Genomic DNA, 19,616 nt, shown 5'->3' on the forward strand with positions numbered 1-19,616 from the left:
ACGCTGATACCCGGCCGGGTACGCCGACTTTAAACCCCCGAACGGGCGTATGGCGAGAATTCCGGAGGATTGATCGTTCCGTTCAGACGGTGGCCCGGCGGTGCAGCCGTCGGGCCGCGGCGATGCGCACGCCGCGGGTCCGCGCGGAGGCGGCGAGGAGGGCAAGCGCCTCGTCGGAGGCGGGCGAGCGCACCGCGGTGCGCTGGCACCAGTCGGAGGCGGCGGCGAGGTCGGCCGGGGACCAACTCCCGCCGCCCGCTATCGCCTTGAGGAGGGTCCACTCGCGCAGCCGGCGGGCGGGGAAGGCGTGGCCCTCCAGTACGGAGCGCAGCGCGCCGGCCCAGTCTCCGAACGCGTCGTCCGGCAGCAGGCGCACGGCCCGGCGGTCGAGGTGGGTGACGACGGCGCTCTGCGCCATCACCGGGTCGGGGTCGCGCAGGACGGCGGCCACGGCTCCGGCCTCCCCCGCCACTCCGGCCGCGCCGGCGGCGGCGAGGAGGTCGAGGTGGCGGGCGTAGCGCCAGCGGTCGGGGGCGCCGTGCGCCGGGGCGGCCGCCGGGCGCCCGTCGGGCGCCCGGCCGTCCTGCGGCGCCGGCCGGGCGGCAGGCGTCTGCGGGGCGCCCCCCGGCGTCCCGTCCGTCTGTATCTCAGTGGTCCCCATGCCCCCATTCCACACGACCGGCCCGGCCGCCGCCGGGCCGGGGTGCCGCGGGTCCCGGGGCCGCCGCTTTCAGACCTGTTCGAAGTAGAACGACTTGATGAAGCAGTCCCGGGGCTGGCCGATGGCGAAGAAGACGCAGTCGACCAGCGACTGGGAGGTGAGCGGGTCCTTCGCGGTGCGCGGGGCGTCCCGCCAGGCCGGGGACAGCGGGTCGTGGTTGTCGAAGTCCGGCGGGTAGAGGGAGATCACCCGTACGCCCTGACCGCGCAGCCGGCGGGAGAGGGTCTCGGTGAAACCGGCCTGGGCGCTCTTGGCGGCGTAGAAGGCGTCGTGGGCGTCGGAGCGCTGGTTCCCCCGCTCGCCACAGCCCGAGATCATGGTGACGATGTCCGGCTTGTCCGAGGCCAGGAGCAGCGGCAGGAAGGCCTTGGTGGCGAGGACGGTGCCGGTGGCGCCGGAGGCGAGGGTCTCGACCACGTCCTCGTCGGAGGCGGAGAGCAGGTCCGTGCCGTGCTGGTAGCGGGCGCCGTTGTTGACGAGGACGTCGATGTGGCCGCCGCGGGCGGCGACCGCCGCGGCGAAGGCGCGTACGGAGGCGGGGTCGGTGAGGTCGCAGGCGTGGGCGTGGACCCGGTCGGGGTCGTGGCCCTGTCCGATGATCTCCTGGCGGACGCGTTCGGCGGCCTCGGCGGTGCGGGCCGAGAGGTGGACCTCGGCCCCCCTGGCGGCGAAGGCGATGGCCAGGGTCCGGCCGAAGTCCCGCCCCGCCGCCGTGATGACGACGCGATGGCTCTCTGCTTCCATGCTCATGCTCGGTTCCCCCGTCTGTGTGCTGGGTGCCCATGGTCTCAGGCGTCGATCATGGTTCGGCGGCCGCGCCACCCGTGCGGGCCGCTCACCAGCGCAGGCCCTGTTCGGGGAGCTCGGTGGGCGGGGTGCGGGGCGGGACGGGCAGGCCGAGCTGGGTCCGGGCCGCGTGCACGGCCGCGACCTCCTGGCGGCCGGCCGGGCCCCAGTCGCTGAGCTCCCGTACCTGTTCCGGGGTGGCCAGCAGCCGGGCGTACGCCGGGTCCCCGGCCGGGGCGAGTCCGGTGAGGCGGGCCGCGGTGCGGGCCAGCGCGGCGCGGTCGGCGTAGCGGTAGCCGAGCGGCAGGGCGGCCACGGCGGGCTCCGCCGCGGGGGCGGGGAGGTGGGCGGCGCCGGTGGCGCGGGCGATGAGCAGCAGGACCCGGCCGTCGGGGGCGAACAGCCAGCCGGAGCGGCCGCGTACGGGCAGGGGGGCGGGGACCGGGCCGGGGTGCCAGGTGCCGCGCTGCGGGACGCGCCGGGTGCGCAGGACGCCGAGCCGGTCGAGGGCGGTGGGGGTGGTGGGGCGGCCGTCCTCCAGCAGGGCGGGGCCGGAGCCGTTGATCTTGGCCCGGAGGGCCGCCAGGGCGCGGCGGGCGTCCCCGGGCTCCATCAGGGCGGGCAGGTCGGCGGGCTCGGCGAAGTCGATGCCGGTGATCTCCTGGGCGGGCAGTCGGATGGACTCGATCCGGTCGGGGGTCCAGGTGCCGCCGTCGTACACGTGCAGGATCTCGCCGGGGAAGCCCATGTCGGGCGGGAAGCCGGGGGCGTCGGCGGGGATCCAGTCCACGGCGAGCCCGCGCGGGTAGCGGCCCTCGACCCCGAGCTCCTCGCGCACCTCGCGGGCGGCCGCCGCCGCGGGCGCTTCGCCGGCGTCCACCGCGCCGCCGGGCAGCAGCCGGTCGGGGCGGTAGTCGACGCTCTGGACGAGGACCCGGCCGTCGGTGTCGGTGACCAGGACGACGGCTCCGGCCCAGAGGGCGGCGCGCGAGGCCCCGTACTCCGCCGGGGTCATCCAGGTGCCCTTGCGTCCGGGGTCCTCGGTCAGCTGGGGCATGGGCACTCCGTTCACCGTGGGTGGGTCCGCCGCCTGTGCAACAGCGGGCGCGACCGTCGGGTTACGGCGGGCCACGGGTGGTGGGAGGCGATTTCCGCTTTACCACCCGTATACCTTCGGGCACCTTCCAGGGCCCACCTTCCAGGGCCTCCTTATTGCCCGATTATGTCGATCTTGATACGGTCCGTCGTGCGGGCTGGCGGTGTGAAAGTCGCTGGTCCGACCACGTATGCGGCCCCGCGATCACCCCTTCGTGTGAGCGGGGGCGCCGGGCGGTGCCCCGGTACGGCAGGGTGGGCGGATGCCGTCACGCCTCGCCCTCCCGCTCTGGGTCCCCGTCCTCGTCCTGGCCGCCGGGTGTGTGACCGTACGGCCGTCGGCGCCCGCGGAGGCTCCCCGCCCGGAGCCCGCGGCGGCCCGCACGGCGCCGTCCCCCCGGCCGGCCGCGCCCCGGGGGCTCCCCGGGCGGCCCGCGCCGGAGGGCCTGCCGCTGGGGCCCGTGCCGGAGGTGCCTGAGGTGTCGCCCGCCGGTCGGGATGCGGACCCCGCCGACGCGCCGGAGGCCGCGCCGGAACGGCCCGCGCCCGCCGTCCCGCACCGCTCCGACGACCGCCCCCGCCGCCGTACCTCCCCCGCCCGGCCGCCCCACCGCGCCCCCGCCGCCAGGCCCCGCGGGGAGTCCGCGCGGACCACCGCGCCGCGGCCCGCGCCCCCGCGCTCTTACGACATGTCCGCCCTCTGCGAGGCCGCCAAGGGCCGGGTCGACCCCGCGATCGTCGCCCTGTGCCGGTAGGTCGTCTCCTGCGGAGCAGGCCGCGGGAGGCGCTGTCGGTGCCGGATGGCACAGTGCGCCCCATGAACACGGCGCACCCCATGGACGACGACATGCACGGCCCGGCGCTGATCGACCGGGTGATCGAACGGGTCAGGGAGCGGGGCTGGCCCACCTCCGACGCCCCCGACCTCGACGAACCGGTCCCGCTCGCGCCCGAGGCGCTCGACCGGCTGACGCTGCCCGGGGGCCGGCCGCTGCCGCCCAGCCTGCGCCGCTGGCTCGCCTTCGACGCCTCCTGGCCGGCCGCCGTCGGCTGGTACGAGGACCCGGCCGCGCCCGTGCTCGGCGACCGGGGCCTGAAGGAGACGGCGCAGTGGATGTACGGATCCGGCGACGGGATGGCGGGCATGTTCGGCGCGTTCGAGGAACTGCTGCCCGCCGTGTGCCTGCCGCTCGTCGGCGGCAGCGACTCCCGCCGCCTGCTCTACCTCGGCGCCCCGGACTCCACCGGCGAGTACCCGGTGCTGGTGACCGACATCGACGACCTGCCGTACGTGGCCGTGATGTACCCCGGCCTCGACGTGTACCTCGCGGACCTGGCCGAGGTCCTCGACCTGGACTTCGACACCTACACCTCGCTCGCCGAGCACCCCGAGTACGCGGCCCGGATGGCCGAGCACGCGCGGAACACCGGACTCGGCGCCGACGGCCTGGACTTCTGCGAGCTGGACTTCCGCGAGCCGGACCTCCGCGAAGCGGACTGACCCGCGCGGAACCCGGGCGGACGGAAATGGGGTGGATGCGTCCGCTCCGGATACCTACAGTGACCGGACACCCCTCCCCCGAGCCGGAGTCCGCCATGCGTACCCCCTACCCCCGTACCGCGCACCTGCCGTGGTCTCCCGGAGCCACGCCGGACGACGTGCGCGCGGGCGGGACCGCGGCCCTGGCCGGGCGGGAGGTGGTGGTCACCGAGAAGCTCGACGGGGAGAACACCACCCTCTACGCGGACGGGCTGCACGCCCGCTCCCTGGACTCCGGCCACCACCCCTCCCGCGCCTGGGTCAAGGCCCTCCAAGGGCGGATCGGGCCGCGGATCCCGGCGGGCCGGCGGATCTGCGGCGAGAACGTGTACGCCCGCCACTCCCTCGGCTACGAGGAACTCGACAGCTGGTTCTACGCGTTCTCGGTGTGGGACGGCGACCACTGCCTGGACTGGGATCGCACCGTCCGGTTCCTGCGGGGTCTCGGCCTCCCCGTGCCCCGGGTGCTGTGGCGCGGGACCTACGACGAACGCGCGCTGCGCCGGCTGCGGATCGACACCTCCCGGCAGGAGGGGTACGTGGTCCGCACGACGGCCGGCTTCGAGCGCGCGGACTTCGGGCGGTACGTGGCCAAGTGGGTGCGCGGCGGGCACGTACGGACGGACACGCACTGGATATACGCGCCCGTGGTGGTCAACGGGCTCGGCCCCGCCGCGCCCCTGTGGGACGTCCGCTCGGGCGCCGAACCCGACCTCGCCGGGCTGCTGTCCGCCCTCGGCACCGACGCCGCGCCCGTCCCGCAGGACGAGGCGGCCGTCGCCGCGGTCACCGCCCGGCTCGACGGCGCCGGGCGCACCGGGGAGGCCCGGCTGGCCGGCGTCCTGGCCGCCGCCCTGCGCCGCGAACCGCGGGCCGCCCTCGGGGCCCGGCTCGCGGCGGGGCCGCTCGGGATGCGGACGGCGCGGCGGGTGGCGGACCTGGTGGGGCTGTACCCGGCGCTGCGCAGGCCCTTCCCGGAGGAGGAGCGGCGGGCCGGGCTGGTCCGGCTGGCCTCGGCGGCCGACCTGGGGGTGCTGCACGCCCTGGCGGCGGCCCTTCCGGAGCTTTCGCCGGAGGAGGCCGAGTGCGTGGAGTGGTCCGCGCTGTGCGCCGAGGAGGCCGGCCTGCTCGGGCCGGACCCGCTGGGCCCGCTGCGCGCCGGGATGCGCGGGGCGCTGGGCTCCCTGGACCCCGACGCCGCCGACCGCTGCTGGGCGGAGGCCCGCGAGGCCTTCGGCCGGGGTGCGCTGGGCGCGCTCTCCGCAGCCTCCGCGGGCTCTGGCGCCTCCGCGGGCTCTGCCGCCTCGGCCGGGGCCGCCGCCGGGGAGGCCGTGGCCGCGACCTGGCGGTGGCGGGACGCGACGGCGTACCCGAGGCTGGTCCAGCTGTGCGGGCCCTCGGGCAGCGGCAAGAGCACCTTCGCGCGCGGCCTGACGGGGGTGGACGCGTACATCGCCCTGGACGACCTGCGCGAGGCCCGGGGTGCGCGCGCCGACCAGCGGGCCAACCCCGAGGTGCTGCGCGAGGGCCTGGACCGGCTGGACCGCGCCCTGGCCGCCGGGGGCACGGTCGTGTGGGACGCGACCTCCCTGACGGAACAGCAGCGCGGCCTCGCCGGGGCGGTCGCGCGGCGCCGGGACGCCCTGGTCACCCGGGTCGTGGCGCTGGTCGGCGAGGAGGAGCTGCGGCGGCGCAACGCGGTGCGCCCGCACCCGGTGCCGGAGCCCGTACTGGCCGCGCAGCTGCGCCGGTTCAGCCCGCCCTACCCCGGGCAGGCGCACCGGACCTGGTACGTCGGCGCGGGCGGCACGGTCGAGGACACGGCCGGCTCCCTGGCGGCCGCCTCCGAGGGGGAGGACCTCTGATGCGCACCAGTGAACAGCTCTACCACCAGGTCCGCTGGGACCCCCGCTTCGATCCGGCGCGGTTCACGCTCGGGCTGCTCCAGCGCGGGGCCGCCCCCAAGCGGGTGCCGCTGCCCTCCTTCGTGCCGGGCGGGGACATCCCCTGGCACCGGGTGCTGTTCGTCGAGGCCGACGGCGAGCTGGTGTGGGACCGGGCCGGCGGGCTGGACCTGATCGACTCGACGACGGCCGGGCGGGTGCGCGGCACCCGGGTGCTGCCCGAGCCCTTCTTCACCGCGCGGACCCCGCACGCCTGGGACCCGGCCGGCGGCGCCTGGCGGCCGGTCCAGGCGGGTCCGGCCGCGTACCCGCCGGCCCGGGTGCGGCTGCTGACCTGGAACACGCTGTGGGACCGGTACGACGCCCCGCGCATCGCCACCGCCCGGCGCAGGCCGATGCTGCTGGCGGACCTGGCGGCGGCCGACGCCGATGTGATCGCCCTCCAGGAGGTGGAACCGGCCCTGCTCGCCGTGCTGCTGGCCGAGCCGTGGGTGCGGGCCGGGTACACCCTGGGCACCGATCCGGACGGCGCGGACGTGGCGGACAGCGGGCTGCTGGTGCTGAGCCGGCTGCCGGTGCGGGAGGCGGGGCTGCACGTGCTGGGCCGGCACAAGGCGGTGGCCGCCGTCGCCGTGGACACCGCCGGGGGTCCGCTGGCCGTCGCCGCGACGCACCTCAGCAGCGACCACTCCGAGGACGGCGCCGGTCGCCGGGAGGCCGAACTGGCCCGCCTGGCCGAGGGGCTGGGCGGGCTCGCGGCGGGGCTCGCGCTGCTCGGGGACTTCAACGACGGCCGCACCGGCGCCGAGGGGCCGGCGGCCGCGCTGGGGCTGCGGGACGCCTGGACCGAGGTGCACGGCCCCGGCGACGACACGCCCACCTTCGACCCCGGGGCCAATCCGCTCGCCGCGGTCGGCTCCCTGACGGGGCGAGCGGGCCGCATCGACCGGATCCTGCTCTCCTCCGGCCCGGGTGCCCGGGTGCGGGAGGCGGGGTTGCGGGGCGACTCCCCCGCGCCGGACGGGCTGTTCGTCTCCGACCACTTCGGGGTGGAGGCCACCGTGGAGTACGGGGCGGGGGACGCCGCCGAGGCGCCGGCGGGCGTAGCGGCGACCGCGCGGACGGCGGTGGCGTGGCTGCCGCCGCACGATCCGGCCGTCGAGGAACTGCGGCGCGCCCACGACCCCGGGGTCACCCGCTGGCCGGCGCACGTCAACCTGCTGTTCGGCTTCGTACCGGAGGCCGCCTTCGCGCGGGCGCTGCCGCTGCTGGCCGAAGCCGCGGCGGAGCGGCGGCCGTTCACCGCCCGGCTGGACGGCGTGCACTCCTTCGGGCGGCGCGAGGACGCCGTGCTGTGGCTGGACCCGGCGGCGGGTGAGGGCGGGGACGACCCCTGGCAGGAGCTGCGCCGCGCCCTCGCCGCCCGCTTCCCGGGCTGCCGGGACCGGTCCACGGGCTGGACCCCGCACCTGACGCTGGGCCGCAGCACGGACCCGCAGCGCGCCCGGCGGGAGTTCGCACAGCGGCTCGCACCGGGCGGGCGCACGGCCCGGGTCGGAGAGCTGGCGGTACTCTCGCGGCGCGGGGACGGCCCGATGCGGGTCCGGGCGGTGGTGGAACTCGGCACGGGCACCTGGCGGTGGACGGACCCCCAGCCACCCCCCACCGCCCCGGCCGAACCCCTGGGCACGACGCCCTCCGACGCCCCCGCCCAGCCCCTGGGCGCGACGCCCTCCGACGCCCCGGGCCAGCCCCTGACGGCGACCGACCCCCACGCCCCGCGGTCGCCCCGGACGGCGGGGGTCCACGACCCGCTGCCGGAGCCCGGCGGGACCTCGCGGACGGCGGAGTCCGGGGACGAGCAGAGCGACCACCCCGAGGCGAAGCGAACTGCCCGGCGGGCTCCGGCGCTTGCCGCGGGGGCACAGCCCCGCGAACCGCAGGCGGCACGGGCCACGTCCGACGGCCGGCCGACCGACCCCAACGCCACGGGAACGCGAGAACCCGACCCGGCGACGCAGCCCGACGGGACGGACACGATGCGGGCGGCGTCCGACGGGCCGGGGGCGCGGGAGCCCGAGGCGGCGGCGCGGCCCGGCGGGGCGGAGGCGGCCGGGGGCACGGGCGTGGGGGTCGCCGGGTGGATCGCCGCGCGGGTCGGGGCGGCGCTGCCCGGGGCGGTGGTGCGGGCGGCCGGGTCGCGGGCGATGGGCTGCGCCCTGCCGGGGGCCGACCTGGACCTGGTGGCGGTGCTGCCGGGGGCGGCCGACGCCGGGGCGGTGCGGGCCCGGGTGGCGGCGGCGCTGCCGGAGGCCGAGCGACTGCGGGAGGTGACGGGGGCGCGCGTGCCGGGACTGCGGCTGCGTACCTCGGGGCTGGACGTGGACCTGGTCGTGGTCGGGGCCGGCGGGCTGGATCCGGCCCGGGCCGTGGAACGGCGGGCGGAGCTCGGCGAGGCGGCCGCGGTGGCGCTGAGCGCGCTCGGCGACGCCGAGGCCGTCCGGGCGGCCGTAGGGGCGGAGCACGCCGCTTTCGCCGGGCTGGCGCGGGAGGTCAAGGCCTGGGCGCGGGCCCGAGGACTGGACTCGGCACCCTTTGGGGGCCTGCCCGGGCTGGCCTGGACGGTGTTGGCCGCACGGACGGTACGGGAGGCCGCGGACCGGTCGCCCGCGGCGCTACGGCGGGAGTTCTTCGGGACCTGGGCCGCCTGGGACTGGAGCGAGCCGGTGTCCCTGGACCCGGCGGCCGGCGCCGCTCCGGGCCCGGACCCGCTGACGGTCCTGACCCCCTCGGCGCCGGTCCGCAGCTGTACGGCCCAGGTGGGGGCGGGCCTGCGGGACCTGCTGCTCGGGGAGCTGTACGAGGCCTGGGAACGGCTGGAGGCGGATCCGGCGGCCCCGCTCCCGGTGCCCCCGCCGCACCGGCGGCACGCCGCCTGGGCGGTGGTGACCGTACGGGCGGACACGGACCGGGAGTTCGAGGAGCGCCTGGGCCGCGCCCGGGGCCGGATGCGGGCCCTGCTCGCCGCCCTGGAGGAGACCGGGCTCCCGGAGGTCCACGCCTGGCCGCGCCCCTTCGAACGCTCCACGACACTGGCCCGCTACGCCGTGGGCCTGGGGTCCGCCCCGCCTGACGCCGCCGCCCTGGCCGCCCTCACGGCCCCGTGGTCGGCGGCCCTGCCGGGGGTGACGGTGGCCCACGCGGACGGCGGCGAGGTCCCGGACCTGCGCTGAGGCGGCGGCCGGCCCGCGTTGGTCCGGTTCAGGCGCCGGCTCAGGCGCCGGGCCGACGATGTGCGGTTCTGTGCCGCTCGGCGGGCCGACATGGCCGCGGCCGTACCCGGCTTCCGGGATGGCCGCCGGTTCGCCGTGGCCGTGGCCGTGGCCGTGGCCGTGGCCCTCCAGGCCCTCGGCCGGGCGGCGTTCACGCCGTTCGGGACCGGCGCGGTGATGCGCGTCGGCGACCGTGTCCGCCCGGCCCGCCGGGGAGTGGCACGGCGACGCCCCGCTTCGCGGTGTGGGCCACCATGCCGGGAGGACCGGCCGCTCACGGCGCGCGGACGAGTGCGGCGGACCGGACCGGCGGGACCAGCCCAGCGGCCGGACTCCTCGCCGTACGGCCCCGGCCCTCGTCACCGCACCTGTACCTCTCGCCCGGCCCGGGCCGGCGGCCGCCGCCCCGCCCGGCCGGGGCGGCCCGCTCAGAGGTCGATGACGATCTTTCCGGCGGTGTGGCCCGCCTGGCTGAGGGTGAAGGCCTCGGCGAGCCGCGCGAGCGGGAAGGTCTCGGCGACGGTGACCGTCAGCCGGCCCTCGTCGGCGAGCCGGGCCAGCGCCGCGAGGTCCTCGCCCACGGGGCGGACCCACATCCACTGGCCGCCCGCCCCCAGCACCTCGGGGTCGGCGATGGAGGCGTGCCGCCCGTCGTCGGCGAGCACGGCCGTGGTGACGTCCAGGACCCCTCCGACGAAGTCGGCGACCACGCTCACGCCCTCCGGAGCCAGGGCCCGGACCCGCTCGGTGAGCCCGTCCCCGTAGGCGACGGGCTCACAGCCCAGCTCCCGCAGCCGGTCGTGGTTGCGGGGCGAGGCGGTGCCGATCACGCGGGCGCCGAGGGCGCGGGCGATCTGCACGCCGAACGAGCCGACCCCGCCCGCCGCGCCGTGGACGAGGACGGTGTCGCCCTCGCCCGTGCCCAGGCGGGTCAGCAGCTGGTAGGCGGTGAGCCCGGCCAGCGGCAGGCCGGCCGCCTGCCGCCAGTCGAGCGAGGCGGGCTTGCGCGCGAGGGCCCGTACGGGAACGGAGACGAACTCGGCGAAGGTGCCGCCGTGCACGTGGTCCTTGCGGGCGTACGCGATGACCTCGTCGCCCTCGGCGAACTCGGGGACGTCGATGCCGACCCGCTCGACGGTCCCGGCCACGTCCCAGCCGGGGACCACCGGGTACACGGCGTCCATCAGGGCGTCGAGCCCGCCCGCCATGATCTTCCAGTCGACGGGGTTGACCGCGGCGCACCGCACGCGGACGAGGACCTCGCCGGGGGCGACCTTGGGGACCGGGAGCCTGGTCTCGGCCAGTACCTCCGGTCCGCCGTACGTCTCGTACGCCATCGCCCGCATGGTGGGCCGGCCGCCCTGGGGTTCCTGTGACATGCGTGTGCCCTCTCGGTGAACCGGCGGAACCGGCGGAACCACCCCTTCCCCATCCCACCACGAACCGCCCGGCGGGCCCCGGCGCAACACGGGCGGCGCCGCGAACCCGCCGCCCGCTCACTCGTACTCGGTGCCGCCCTTGCGCGTCAGGTAGGCCGGGCTGACCGCCTTGGCGATGGCGCGCCCGCCGGTGACGGGGCTGTACCGCTCGGCGGCCGGCCGGATGACCACGCCCTCGCGCAGGTGCAGGCCCCGCCCGGAGACGGTCTCCCGGCCGCCGGCCAGCTCCAGCACGGTCTCCAGGGCGTACGGTCCCTCGTAGAGCCGGGGCACCAGGGGGAGTTCGCCCTCCTCCAGCACCCGCGCCGGGTCCAGCCAGCCCACCTGGCCGTCGATCTCGGCGCAGACGTCGAAGACGGCGAACCCGGGCGGCGCGTCGGCGGCCCTGGCCTGCGCCCCGTACGGCAGGTCCTGCACGCCGGCGCCGTAGACCTCGCCGAAGACGCCGATCCGGGTGGCGCCGAGCCGCTCGGCGAGCCGGGCCGCGGCCCGTTCGACGCCGTGGCCGCGCACGGCCCGCCAGTAGAGGTTGCGCTCCTCCTCCTTGAGCGCCAGGCCGCGTGCGCCGAAGCCCTTGGAGGAGACGAGGACCCGGCCGCCCTCCTCGGCCAGGTAGGTGACCAGGCAGGCCGTACCGTGGAGCTTCTCGGTCAGGACGACGGGCTCCCCCGGCTCGAAGATCCGCGGGTAGCGCTGGAGGTTCTCGATGTCCACCCAGGGCAGGAGTCCGGGCGCCGCCTCGACCTCGCCGCTCATCGTCGTCGGGACCGGTGGGGACCATTTGACGATGCCCAGGGCCTCGGCGAAGTCGGTGCCCTCCTCGGCGGCCTTCTCCAGGTCCGTCAGGTCGAGCGCCCGGGGCCGGCACACCAGCCCCTGGGACAGCTCGCCGCGCAGCCGGACCGCCCGGACCCGGTCGCCGGAGCTGCCGGCCAGCCGGCCGGTGAGGCCGAGTTCCTCGATGAGCGCGGCGGGCAGGACGGCCTGTTCGGGGATGTAGAGGGCCAAGTCGCCGGTCCGGTAGGTGCCCTTGGCGACGACGGCCCGGTAGAGGCCCACCTGGGCCAGCTCCAGGGCGTCCGCGTTCGGGTGTGCGTGGACGGTGAGTTCCTCGACGGTGACGCGCAGGGTGGACATCGCGGCTCCTCTGCTCGGGATCGGATTTCCGGACCACTGTCGGGGCCGCCATTTCCGCTGGTCCAGCGGATATCGGGGTGTTAGCCTGCGCCGCGCCCGGCAACCGGCCGCGGCGCAGCACGTCTTGGAGGAGCCATGGAACGCCGACCCGTCACCGTCGTCACCGGAGGGAGCCGCGGGATCGGCGCGGCGGCCTGTGTCCGGCTCGCCGCCGAGGGCCACGACCTGGTGCTTGGCTACGCGCGCGACGAGGAGGCCGCCGCGTCGGTCGCGGAGCGGGTACGGGCGGCGGGCTCGCGGTGCCTGACGGTCCGGGGGGACACGGCGCGGGAGGAGGACGTGGAGCGCCTCTTCGACCTGGCCCGGGACGGCATGGGGCCGGTCACCGGGCTGGTCAACAACGCCGGAGTGACCGGTCCGCTGGGCCGGCTCGCCGACGCCCGGACCGAGGACCTGCGCCGCGTGGTGGAAGTGAACCTGCTCGGGTACCTGCTCTGCTGCCGCCGGGCCGCACGGGACATGGCGGCGGCCGGTGGCGGGGCCATCGTGAACGTCTCCTCCGCGGCCGCGACCCTCGGCAGCCCCGGGGAGTACGTGCACTACGCGGCGACCAAGGCGGGCGTCGACGCCCTGACCGTCGGGCTGTCCAAGGAGCTGGGGCCGGACGGCGTCCGCGTCAACGCCGTGGCCCCCGGTGTCATCGAGACCGACATGCACGCCGCGATGGGCGACCCGGACCGCCCTGCCCGCACGGCCGGCGCGACCCCGCTGGGGCGGCCGGGGCGGCCCGAGGAGGTCGCCGGCGCCATCGCGTGGCTGCTGTCGCCGGACGCCTCGTTCACGACGGGCGCGGTCCTCCGGGTCTCCGGCGGCCGCTGACCCATCGGGGCCGGGCGGTGGCTTCCGGCCCCGGCCCCCGCGGTTCCGGCGGTTCCGGCGGTTCGGGGCGTCAGCCGAAGGCGGCCCGGGTCGCGGGGCCGTAGACGCCGTTCGGGTCGCCCTTGATGTCGCGGTCGTGCTGGAGCTGGGAGACGCCGCGTTTGGTCTGGCCGTCGTAGACCCCGGTGATCCGGACGTAGGTGAACCCCTGCGCGTAGAGCCGTTCCTGGAGCTCCCGGACCTCGGGCCCCTTGTCGCCCGGGCGCAGGGTGCCGGAGCCGCCCGGCTGCTTGGCGGGTCCGTCCGACGCCTTGCCGGTGGGGCTCGTCGAGGGCTTCGCGGTGGACGGGGACGGGGAGGGGCCGCGCGAGGCCCCGGAAGCCGAGGGCTTCGCCGTGGCCGCCTGGGCGCGCACTTCGGGGTCCCCGGCGCCCGGGCTGCGGGCGGGCAGCGCCGGCAGGGCCACGTCCGGGCGGACCGGGGCCGGATCGCTCTCCGGTTCGGGCCCGCCCGTCAGGAACACCAGCGTGCCGGCCCCGGCGGCCACCGCCACCAGCGCGAGGGCGGCCAGGGGCAGCCGGCCGGCGCGCCGTCCGGGCGCGCGGCGGGCTTCGGTGGCCGCCGGGGCGGCCGGGGGTGCGGCCGGCACCCGCGGCAGGGGCTGCGTCGACTCCTCCGCCGCTTCCGGCGCGGCTCCGGGGATCGCCGGCCAGGCGGGGTAGGCCGGGGCCGCCGGGTCCTGGGGGACGACGACGTAGGGGCGGACGAACAGGCGGTCGTCGGGCTCGGGCCCGCTCTCATCGGGGTGTGGGGACACGTTGTCTCCCGGCACGGTCGGGGGCCGGTGCGGCACCGGCCCCCACCCGCCGGTCAGGCCCTGCGCCGCCGGGCGGCCGGGGCCTGGCCCGCTCCCGTGGCCGGCGGAGTGAGCGGGGAGCGGACGGGTATCGGCATCTGGGGCGTCTCCGAAGTGCGGCTCGGGAAGTCGTTCTTGAGCGGACTCTTTCCCTCCGGGGCGGGTCCGGTCAAGCCCAGTGTCCGATCCGCCCCATCCATCCGTTCTCCCGCCTCCGCGCCCGCACCCGGGGCAATGCCTGCGCCCGGGCCGCGCCGGCGGAGGTGCACGGCCAGCGTGAGGGCGGCGAGGAGCATCAGGGCGGCTCCGGTCAGCGGCGCGGCGGGCACCGAGAGGCGGTCCACGGCGAGTCCGCCGACCAGGGCCCCCGCCGCGATGGCGAAGTTGAACATGGCTACCATCAGCGAGGACGCGGCCTCGGCGGCGTGGGGCGCGGCCCTGAGCATCCAGCCCTGGAGGCTGACGGAGACCCCGCCGTAGGCCAGACCCCAGAGCACCAGCAGACCGGTCCCGGCGACGGGCCCCGGGAGGACGGCCGTCAGCGCCAGCACGGCGGTGAGGGTGGCGCTGACGGTGAGCAGCGTACGGCGCGGATCGCGCGGTCCGGCCAGGAAGTTGCCGGCGACTCCGGCGAGGCCGTAGCAGAGCAGCAGGGTGCTGACGAGCCCGGCGTCGACGCCGGAGACGTCGCGCAGGATGGGCCGGACGAAGGTGTAGGCGGCGAACTGGCCGGTGACCACCAGGAAGGTCACGGTCACCCCGGTGCGGACCCCCGCGTCGGACCGCAGCAGGGCGGGCAGTTCGCCGAAGGTGACGGGCTCGGCCGGGGGCAGGGCGGGCAGCAGCAGGAGCAGGGCCCCCACGGTGAGCGCGCCGAGGGCGCCGACGGCCGCGAAGGCGGCCCGCCAGCCGCCGAGTTCGCCGAGGAGGGTGCCGGCCGGGACCCCGAGCACCGAGGCGGTGGGGACGCCGCCGAATATCAGGGCCGTGGCCCGGCCGACACGGTGGGCGGGGACCAGCCGGACGGCGAGGCCGCCCGCGATGGCCCAGAACCCGCCGACGGCGATGCCGACGAGCAGCCGGGCGGCCAGGACGACGGCGAAGCCGGGGGCGAGGGCGACGGCGAGGTTGGCGACGGCCATCAGGGCGATCAGCGCGCACAGCACGTGGCGCCGGTCGAGCCGGGCGGCGCCGACGGTGACCAGGGGCGCGCAGAGGCCGGCGACGAGCCCGGGGACGGTCACCATCAGCCCTGCGGTGCCGTCGGAGACCCGCAGGTCGGCGCCGACGGCGGTGAGCAGTCCGACGGGCAGGAGTTCGGAGGTGATCAGGCAGAAGATCGCGAGGGAGACGGCGCCGACGGCCGCCCACCCCTTGGCCGGACGGTCACCGTACTCGGGCGTGCCGGGCGGGGGGACGCTGTGCGGGAGAACGCTGGACGGGGGAACGCTGGACGCGGCTGGTTCGGTCATGCTCGGCACTCCGTACGGGGTGAAGGCGGGCGGACGGTTGGGGTCCCCCCGGACGGAGTCCGGGGGGAGTGGCACGGCGGCACCAGGTCCCGGGGGTCGCGCCTCCCCCGTCGCCCGCACTGCCGTGCCGTGCCGATCGCGTTCGTGCCCATTCTGCGGCCGTCCGGCCGCTTTCCGGTCCGCCTGTGGAGAATCGGTTCTCCAGGGGTGCGGGACGGTTCCCCCGCCGCGCCGGCATCACCCGGAAGCGTGACGGTCGGAACGTCACGGCCCCGGACTACGGCATGGTGGTCGGGTGCTGTTGCGCCGGGCCGCCCTGCCCCTCTCCCTCCTGGCCCTCCTGGCGAGCGCCGGCTGTGTCTCCGTAGGCCCGGGGCCCGGTGCACCGGGCCCCGCCCGGGGTTCCGCACCGCCCGCCGGCGCCCCGGACCCCGGCCGCACCGGCACCCCGCCGGCCCGGCCCCTCCCCCTGGGCGAGGTCCCGGAGCCGGCCCCGGCCCCGGCCCCCTCCCCCGATTCGAACCCCGCCCCGGCGCCTCCCGTCCGCAAGGCCCGCCCGCCCGCCCCGCGCGCGGCGAAGCCGGCCCCGCCCCGCCGCGCCAGGCCCCCCAAGCCCGTGCCCCCGCGCCGCGGGGCCCCGCCCGTCCCGCGCGGGGAGGACCTGTGCGACGCCGCGGAGGGGACGGTCCCGCCCTCCATCGTCGACCTCTGCGTCGGCCAGTACGGCCGCTGACCGGGGCGGACGATCCGTCACCGGGTTCCGGGAGCCGTCGGCTTCCTGAGGGCCGCACAGCGGCCGCGGACGGCCCGGCGGGCCGTCCGCAGCCGGCGCACCGCGCCGTGGCCGCGCCGGCTCCACTCGGCGCGCGGCAGCCCGGCGCGCCGGCCGCCACTGCTGATGAGGGCGTTGACCGGGGCGTGCGGGTCGGCGCCCATGCCCTTGGCGGCCAGGATCCCGACCGCGAGCGGTACGAGGGCCACGGCGAGGGCGGTGCCGGCGCAGGTCACCCGCTGCAGGCGCGGGCGGGGGGATCGCGAAGTCATGGCGCCATTCCAGCAGCGGCGGCGGGTCGGGGAATCGGCGCGGGTACTCAGGCCGTTGGACCGGGGTACTCAGACGGCGGAGGGCGGGCGTGGTGGCGGATCCCCAGGGGCAGGGCTTCGAGCCCGCGACGGGCGACGGCGCGGAGCCGCCGGGCCCCGGACGGGCGGCCGAGCTGCGCACGGCGTACGAGGGGCTGCTGCAGATCCGCCGCCTGCTGACGGGCGGCACCGGCACGCCCGCCCCGTGGGAGCTGCGGCTGGTGCCCCGCGCGGTGGCCCTCGTCCTGGAGGCGGCGGGCTTCCCGCCCTCGGCGGTGGACGCCGACGGCCGGCGCAGCCGCACGGGCTACCGGGTGGCCGCGGGGGCGCGGGGGACGACCGAGGTCACCTGGGTCGGCCCACCCGGCGGCGGGGCCGCCGGGGAGGAATCGGAGCGCCTGTCGGCCTGCGCGGCCGAACTGGAGCGCCACGGCTGGGACTGCCTGGTCTACCGGGGCCCGCGCGGGCGCCGCTTCCTGGAGGTGGCCGCGCCCCACCCCGGAGGGTGAGGCGCGCCCGCGCGGGCGCGGCCGCGGTCCGGTCGCGGTGGCGCAGCAGGCGGAGGGCGTTGGAGCACGTGCACCACCCGCGCCGGGCGTAGGGGGTGGCTCACGGCGCGCCGAAGGTGAGCGTCAGCCGCGGCGTCGCCTCGGCCGCCGCCGCCTCCGAGGACCACAGCCACAGGGCGTCGGTCCCGGCGCTGGTCAGCGCCAGGCTGTAGGAGCCGCCCAGCGCGCCGGCCACGGCGGCGGTGTTCAGCCCGGCGGTGTGGACCGCCGAGCCGTCCGGGATCCCGGGGAACGCGCCCAGCGCCGGGGCGCCCGTGCCGGGCCGGTTGGCGTACGTGGTCCCCGCTTCCGTCCACGCGCCGGTGACCGGGACCACCGAGACGGTGTCCGTGGTGCCGGCGCCCGCCATGGTGCTGGTCTTCACGCTGAGCGTGGCCGACTTGAGCACCTTGCCCGCCGGCGCGGCCGGCAGGGCGAAGCGCAGGTAGCTGGTGTACAGGGAGGTCCCGCGGACGGCCAGGGAGCCGGAGGTGCCGTAGTTGGCGTCCGGGGCGCCCGCGTTGGCGTAGGTGTCCTCGGCCGCGGTGATCTGGACGGTGGAGTCCGCCGGGGCGGAGGCGAGGGCGTAGTGGTTCTGCACCTGCGCCGCGCTCAGGACGGTCGGGTAGACGGCCGTCTCGTCCAGCTGTCCCGCCCAGTGCTCGCTGGTGGGGCGGTTCGGCCAGCCGCCGAGCCCGTCGAAGCCGACGCGCCAGTAGCCCGTGTAGTTCTCGTGGGTGGTGACGTTCAGGGTGCCCCGCTGGACGCCGTCCACGTACAGGGTCATGCCGCCGGGGCCCTGGGTGGCGACGACGTGGTGCCACTTGTCGTCGTTGAAGGCGGCGGCGGTGGTGACGGTGCGGGTGGCGCCGGTGTAGACCCCGTAGACCAACCGGCCGTCGTCGGTCATGTAGACGTGCTTGTCGTACTGGCCGCTGCCGTTGATCTGCTGGCTGCCGAAGCCGATCAGCTTGCCGCCGCGGGTGGTGTTCGTCTTGAACCAGGTCTCGATGCTGTACGTGGCGCCGACCGTCTGGCGGCGGTCGCCGTACACGTGCGCGTCGGTGCCGTTGAAGCCGATCGCCGTGCTCGCGCCGGCCACCGCCCCCGGGCTCTGGCGCAGGGCCGGGCCGTTCTCGTCCACGCCCGCCTGATCGCCGTCGGAGGAGTCGGCCACGTACGGCAGCACGGTGTCGTCGTAGCGCCAGTACAACTGGGCGCCGTCCGCCCGGACCTGGTTCGCGTACGCCTCGGGCGAGGTCGGCACGGTCACGCTCGCCGGGGCGGACAGGGCGCTGGTGTTGCCCGCCGCGTCGGTGGCCGTCACCCGGTAGGTGTACGACTGGCCGGGCTGGGCGGTGGTGTCGGTCCAGGAGGTCTGCGGCCGCTTGAAGAACAGGGAGTCGGCGGTGACCGTGCCGATCGGGGCCGCCGCGCCGTTGCGGTAGATCCGGTAGGTCAGCGCGCTGTCGTCCAGGTCCAGGCTGGTGCGCCAGCGCACCCGCACCTCGCCGGGCTTCATGCTCGCCGCGCTGGCCAGCGGGACCGTCGGGGCGCCCGTGTCGCCGGTGGAGGAGAAGCGCGTCAGGCTCTGCTGGGCCGCGCCGTTGACGGTGGTGAACTCACCGCCCACCCACAGGTACGGCGTTCCGTTCTTGGCGCCGACGGTCATCACGCGCGGCCCGATGCCCTCGCCGACGCCGTCGTTGGTGTCGGGCGCCCAGCCCAGCTTGCCCACGCTGGTGGTGGGCTGCGCCAGCAGGTGGTGGCGCCGGCCGTCGGGGTACTCGCCGACGCTGGAGCAGTCGTGCGCGTGCGAGGCGCTGTAGAGCACGTTCTGGTACGGCAGCACGGCCTGGGTGGCGCCGAGGCAGGTGTCGCGCCAGCGCTGGTCGAAGTCGGAGAGGTCGAGGGCGATGCGGCCGTCGAAGACCCCGCCGCCGGTGCCCTCGTTGGCCGTGTAGAAGCCGGTGGCGTCGGTCGCGATGTCCTTGACCACCGAGTTGGTCTCGATGAAGCCCGGGTAGCCCTTGGTGAGGGCGCCGGTGGCGGAGTCGACGACGGCCAGGGCGTGCGTGTTCGTCCCGTTGACGGTGAAGAAGTCGCCGCCGAGCAGGACGTTCCTGCCGTCCGGGGTGACCTCGACGGCGCGCCCCGGCTCGTCCGCGTCGGCCGTGAAGGGGCGCAGCGCGCCGTCCGCCGCGGCCACCGCGGCGAAGCGCCGCCTCGCCTGGCCGCTGACGGTGAGGAAGTCGCCGCCCGCGTAGACGGTGTCGCCGGTGGCGGCGATGGCCCGTACGGTGGCGGCGAAGGCGGGGCGGAAGGACGGCTTCACGGTGCAGGTGGCCACGTCGATGGCGGCCATGCTGGAGACCGGGGTGCCGTTGACGGCGCCGAAGTAGCCGCCCGCGTAGAGCGTCTTCTTGTCCGGCGACAGGGTCAGGGCGCGGACGGTGGCGGTACCGCTGCCGACGGTGAAGGACAGGGTGCAGGAGGTCGGGGCGCCGGTCGCCGCGTCGAGGGCGGCGAAGTTCACCGCCGACCGCTCACCGCCCGCCCCGCCCGCCGGCGGCCGGACGGCGGAGAAGGTCCCGCCGACGAAGACGGTGCCCCCGGCCTCGGCGAGGGCCCAGACGATGCCGTTGGGCTGCCAGGTGGGCAGCGCGTCGGCGGTGAAGGCCACGGGCGGGGTGACGGCCGCGGCCTGCGGGACGGGCCCGAGCCCCACGAGCGCCCCGGTGCCGGCCAGGGACAGGGCGAGGGCGACTGCCGGCCCTCTGGATCTGCGCATGAACCCCCCAGTTCGGTGTGTCCGTTGTCCGTACGGGCGCACCATAGGTCGAATTCCCGTGCAGTTCACCAGACTTGACGCATCGCATGCCGA

At 77.2% G+C, this 19,616-nt stretch carries 16 protein-coding genes; 7 read left to right on the forward strand and 9 right to left on the reverse strand.

Annotated elements, in window-relative coordinates; translation table 11 throughout:
- Window positions 1-82: 82 nt before the first annotated feature.
- From ACFY0O_RS24170 to ACFY0O_RS24180, 3 genes are all read right to left on the reverse strand, one after another.
- Window positions 83-661 carry a hypothetical protein gene (locus ACFY0O_RS24170; protein WP_388949829.1) on the reverse strand — a complete coding sequence of 193 codons (579 nt, stop codon included), beginning with the start codon at window positions 659-661 and terminating at the stop codon, window positions 83-85.
- A 69-nt stretch (window positions 662-730) separates the two neighbouring features.
- Window positions 731-1,465 carry an SDR family oxidoreductase gene (locus ACFY0O_RS24175; RefSeq protein ID WP_388950049.1) on the reverse strand — a complete coding sequence of 245 codons (735 nt, stop codon included), beginning with the start codon at window positions 1,463-1,465 and terminating at the stop codon, window positions 731-733.
- Window positions 1,466-1,556: 91 nt separating this feature from the next.
- Complete coding sequence (locus ACFY0O_RS24180; RefSeq protein ID WP_388949831.1) at window positions 1,557-2,564, reverse strand: NUDIX domain-containing protein; 1,008 nt, start codon at window positions 2,562-2,564, stop codon at window positions 1,557-1,559.
- A 301-nt stretch (window positions 2,565-2,865) separates the two neighbouring features.
- On the opposite strand from ACFY0O_RS24180, the gene ACFY0O_RS24185 reads away from it, so the two are divergent.
- The 4 genes from ACFY0O_RS24185 to ACFY0O_RS24200 all read left to right on the forward strand — a co-directional run bounded on the left by ACFY0O_RS24185 (window position 2,866) and on the right by ACFY0O_RS24200 (window position 9,279).
- The gene (locus tag ACFY0O_RS24185) at window positions 2,866-3,357 is read left to right on the forward strand and encodes a hypothetical protein (RefSeq protein ID WP_388949832.1); all 492 of its coding nucleotides are present in this window, start codon (window positions 2,866-2,868) and stop codon (window positions 3,355-3,357) included.
- A 62-nt stretch (window positions 3,358-3,419) separates the two neighbouring features.
- On the forward strand, window positions 3,420-4,103 hold the full coding sequence (locus ACFY0O_RS24190; RefSeq protein ID WP_388949834.1) for a hypothetical protein: 684 nt from the start codon (window positions 3,420-3,422) through the stop codon (window positions 4,101-4,103).
- A gap of 95 nt (window positions 4,104-4,198) precedes the next feature.
- Complete coding sequence (locus tag ACFY0O_RS24195) at window positions 4,199-6,007, forward strand: RNA ligase family protein (RefSeq protein ID WP_388949836.1); 1,809 nt, start codon at window positions 4,199-4,201, stop codon at window positions 6,005-6,007.
- Window positions 6,007-9,279, forward strand: a complete 3,273-nt coding sequence (locus tag ACFY0O_RS24200; protein WP_388949839.1) for a poly(A) polymerase — start codon at window positions 6,007-6,009, stop codon at window positions 9,277-9,279. The genes ACFY0O_RS24195 and ACFY0O_RS24200 overlap by 1 nt, the downstream gene beginning before the upstream one ends.
- 467 nt (window positions 9,280-9,746) lie before the next feature.
- Here ACFY0O_RS24200 and ACFY0O_RS24205 read toward each other — a convergent pair whose 3' ends face one another.
- Both ACFY0O_RS24205 and ACFY0O_RS24210 read right to left on the reverse strand, forming a co-directional pair.
- The gene (locus ACFY0O_RS24205) at window positions 9,747-10,664 is read right to left on the reverse strand and encodes an NADP-dependent oxidoreductase (protein ID WP_388950052.1); all 918 of its coding nucleotides are present in this window, start codon (window positions 10,662-10,664) and stop codon (window positions 9,747-9,749) included.
- A gap of 150 nt (window positions 10,665-10,814) precedes the next feature.
- On the reverse strand, window positions 10,815-11,894 hold the full coding sequence (locus ACFY0O_RS24210) for an RNA ligase (ATP) (RefSeq protein ID WP_388949842.1): 1,080 nt from the start codon (window positions 11,892-11,894) through the stop codon (window positions 10,815-10,817).
- A 135-nt stretch (window positions 11,895-12,029) separates the two neighbouring features.
- Here ACFY0O_RS24210 and ACFY0O_RS24215 point away from each other — a divergent pair, with 135 nt between their 5' ends.
- Window positions 12,030-12,773, forward strand: coding sequence for an SDR family NAD(P)-dependent oxidoreductase (locus tag ACFY0O_RS24215; protein WP_388949844.1), 744 nt, complete (start codon window positions 12,030-12,032; stop codon window positions 12,771-12,773).
- Between the two features lie 70 nt (window positions 12,774-12,843).
- Here ACFY0O_RS24215 and ACFY0O_RS24220 read toward each other — a convergent pair whose 3' ends face one another.
- Complete coding sequence (locus ACFY0O_RS24220) at window positions 12,844-13,590, reverse strand: peptidoglycan-binding protein (RefSeq protein ID WP_388949846.1); 747 nt, start codon at window positions 13,588-13,590, stop codon at window positions 12,844-12,846.
- A 53-nt stretch (window positions 13,591-13,643) separates the two neighbouring features.
- Window positions 13,644-15,101 carry an MFS transporter gene (locus ACFY0O_RS24225; RefSeq protein ID WP_388949847.1) on the reverse strand — a complete coding sequence of 486 codons (1,458 nt, stop codon included), beginning with the start codon at window positions 15,099-15,101 and terminating at the stop codon, window positions 13,644-13,646.
- A 295-nt stretch (window positions 15,102-15,396) separates the two neighbouring features.
- Between ACFY0O_RS24225 and ACFY0O_RS24230 the strand changes: the two genes are divergently transcribed.
- The gene (locus ACFY0O_RS24230; RefSeq protein ID WP_388949850.1) at window positions 15,397-15,834 is read left to right on the forward strand and encodes a hypothetical protein; all 438 of its coding nucleotides are present in this window, start codon (window positions 15,397-15,399) and stop codon (window positions 15,832-15,834) included.
- A 17-nt stretch (window positions 15,835-15,851) separates the two neighbouring features.
- Here the strand turns inward: ACFY0O_RS24230 and ACFY0O_RS24235 are convergent, their stop codons facing one another.
- Window positions 15,852-16,145 carry a hypothetical protein gene (locus tag ACFY0O_RS24235; protein WP_388949852.1) on the reverse strand — a complete coding sequence of 98 codons (294 nt, stop codon included), beginning with the start codon at window positions 16,143-16,145 and terminating at the stop codon, window positions 15,852-15,854.
- Window positions 16,146-16,237: 92 nt separating this feature from the next.
- Here ACFY0O_RS24235 and ACFY0O_RS24240 point away from each other — a divergent pair, with 92 nt between their 5' ends.
- A complete protein-coding gene (locus ACFY0O_RS24240; RefSeq protein ID WP_388950055.1) occupies window positions 16,238-16,693 on the forward strand; it encodes a hypothetical protein in 456 nt (151 codons plus the stop codon).
- 100 nt (window positions 16,694-16,793) lie between these two features.
- On the opposite strand, the gene ACFY0O_RS24245 is transcribed toward ACFY0O_RS24240, so the two are convergent.
- On the reverse strand, window positions 16,794-19,523 hold the full coding sequence (locus ACFY0O_RS24245; RefSeq protein ID WP_388949853.1) for a DNRLRE domain-containing protein: 2,730 nt from the start codon (window positions 19,521-19,523) through the stop codon (window positions 16,794-16,796).
- Window positions 19,524-19,616: the final 93 nt, after the last annotated feature.

It is taken from the genome of Streptomyces sp. NPDC001594, from assembly GCF_042893675.1.
In the GTDB taxonomy this organism is placed as follows: domain Bacteria; phylum Actinomycetota; class Actinomycetes; order Streptomycetales; family Streptomycetaceae; genus Streptomyces.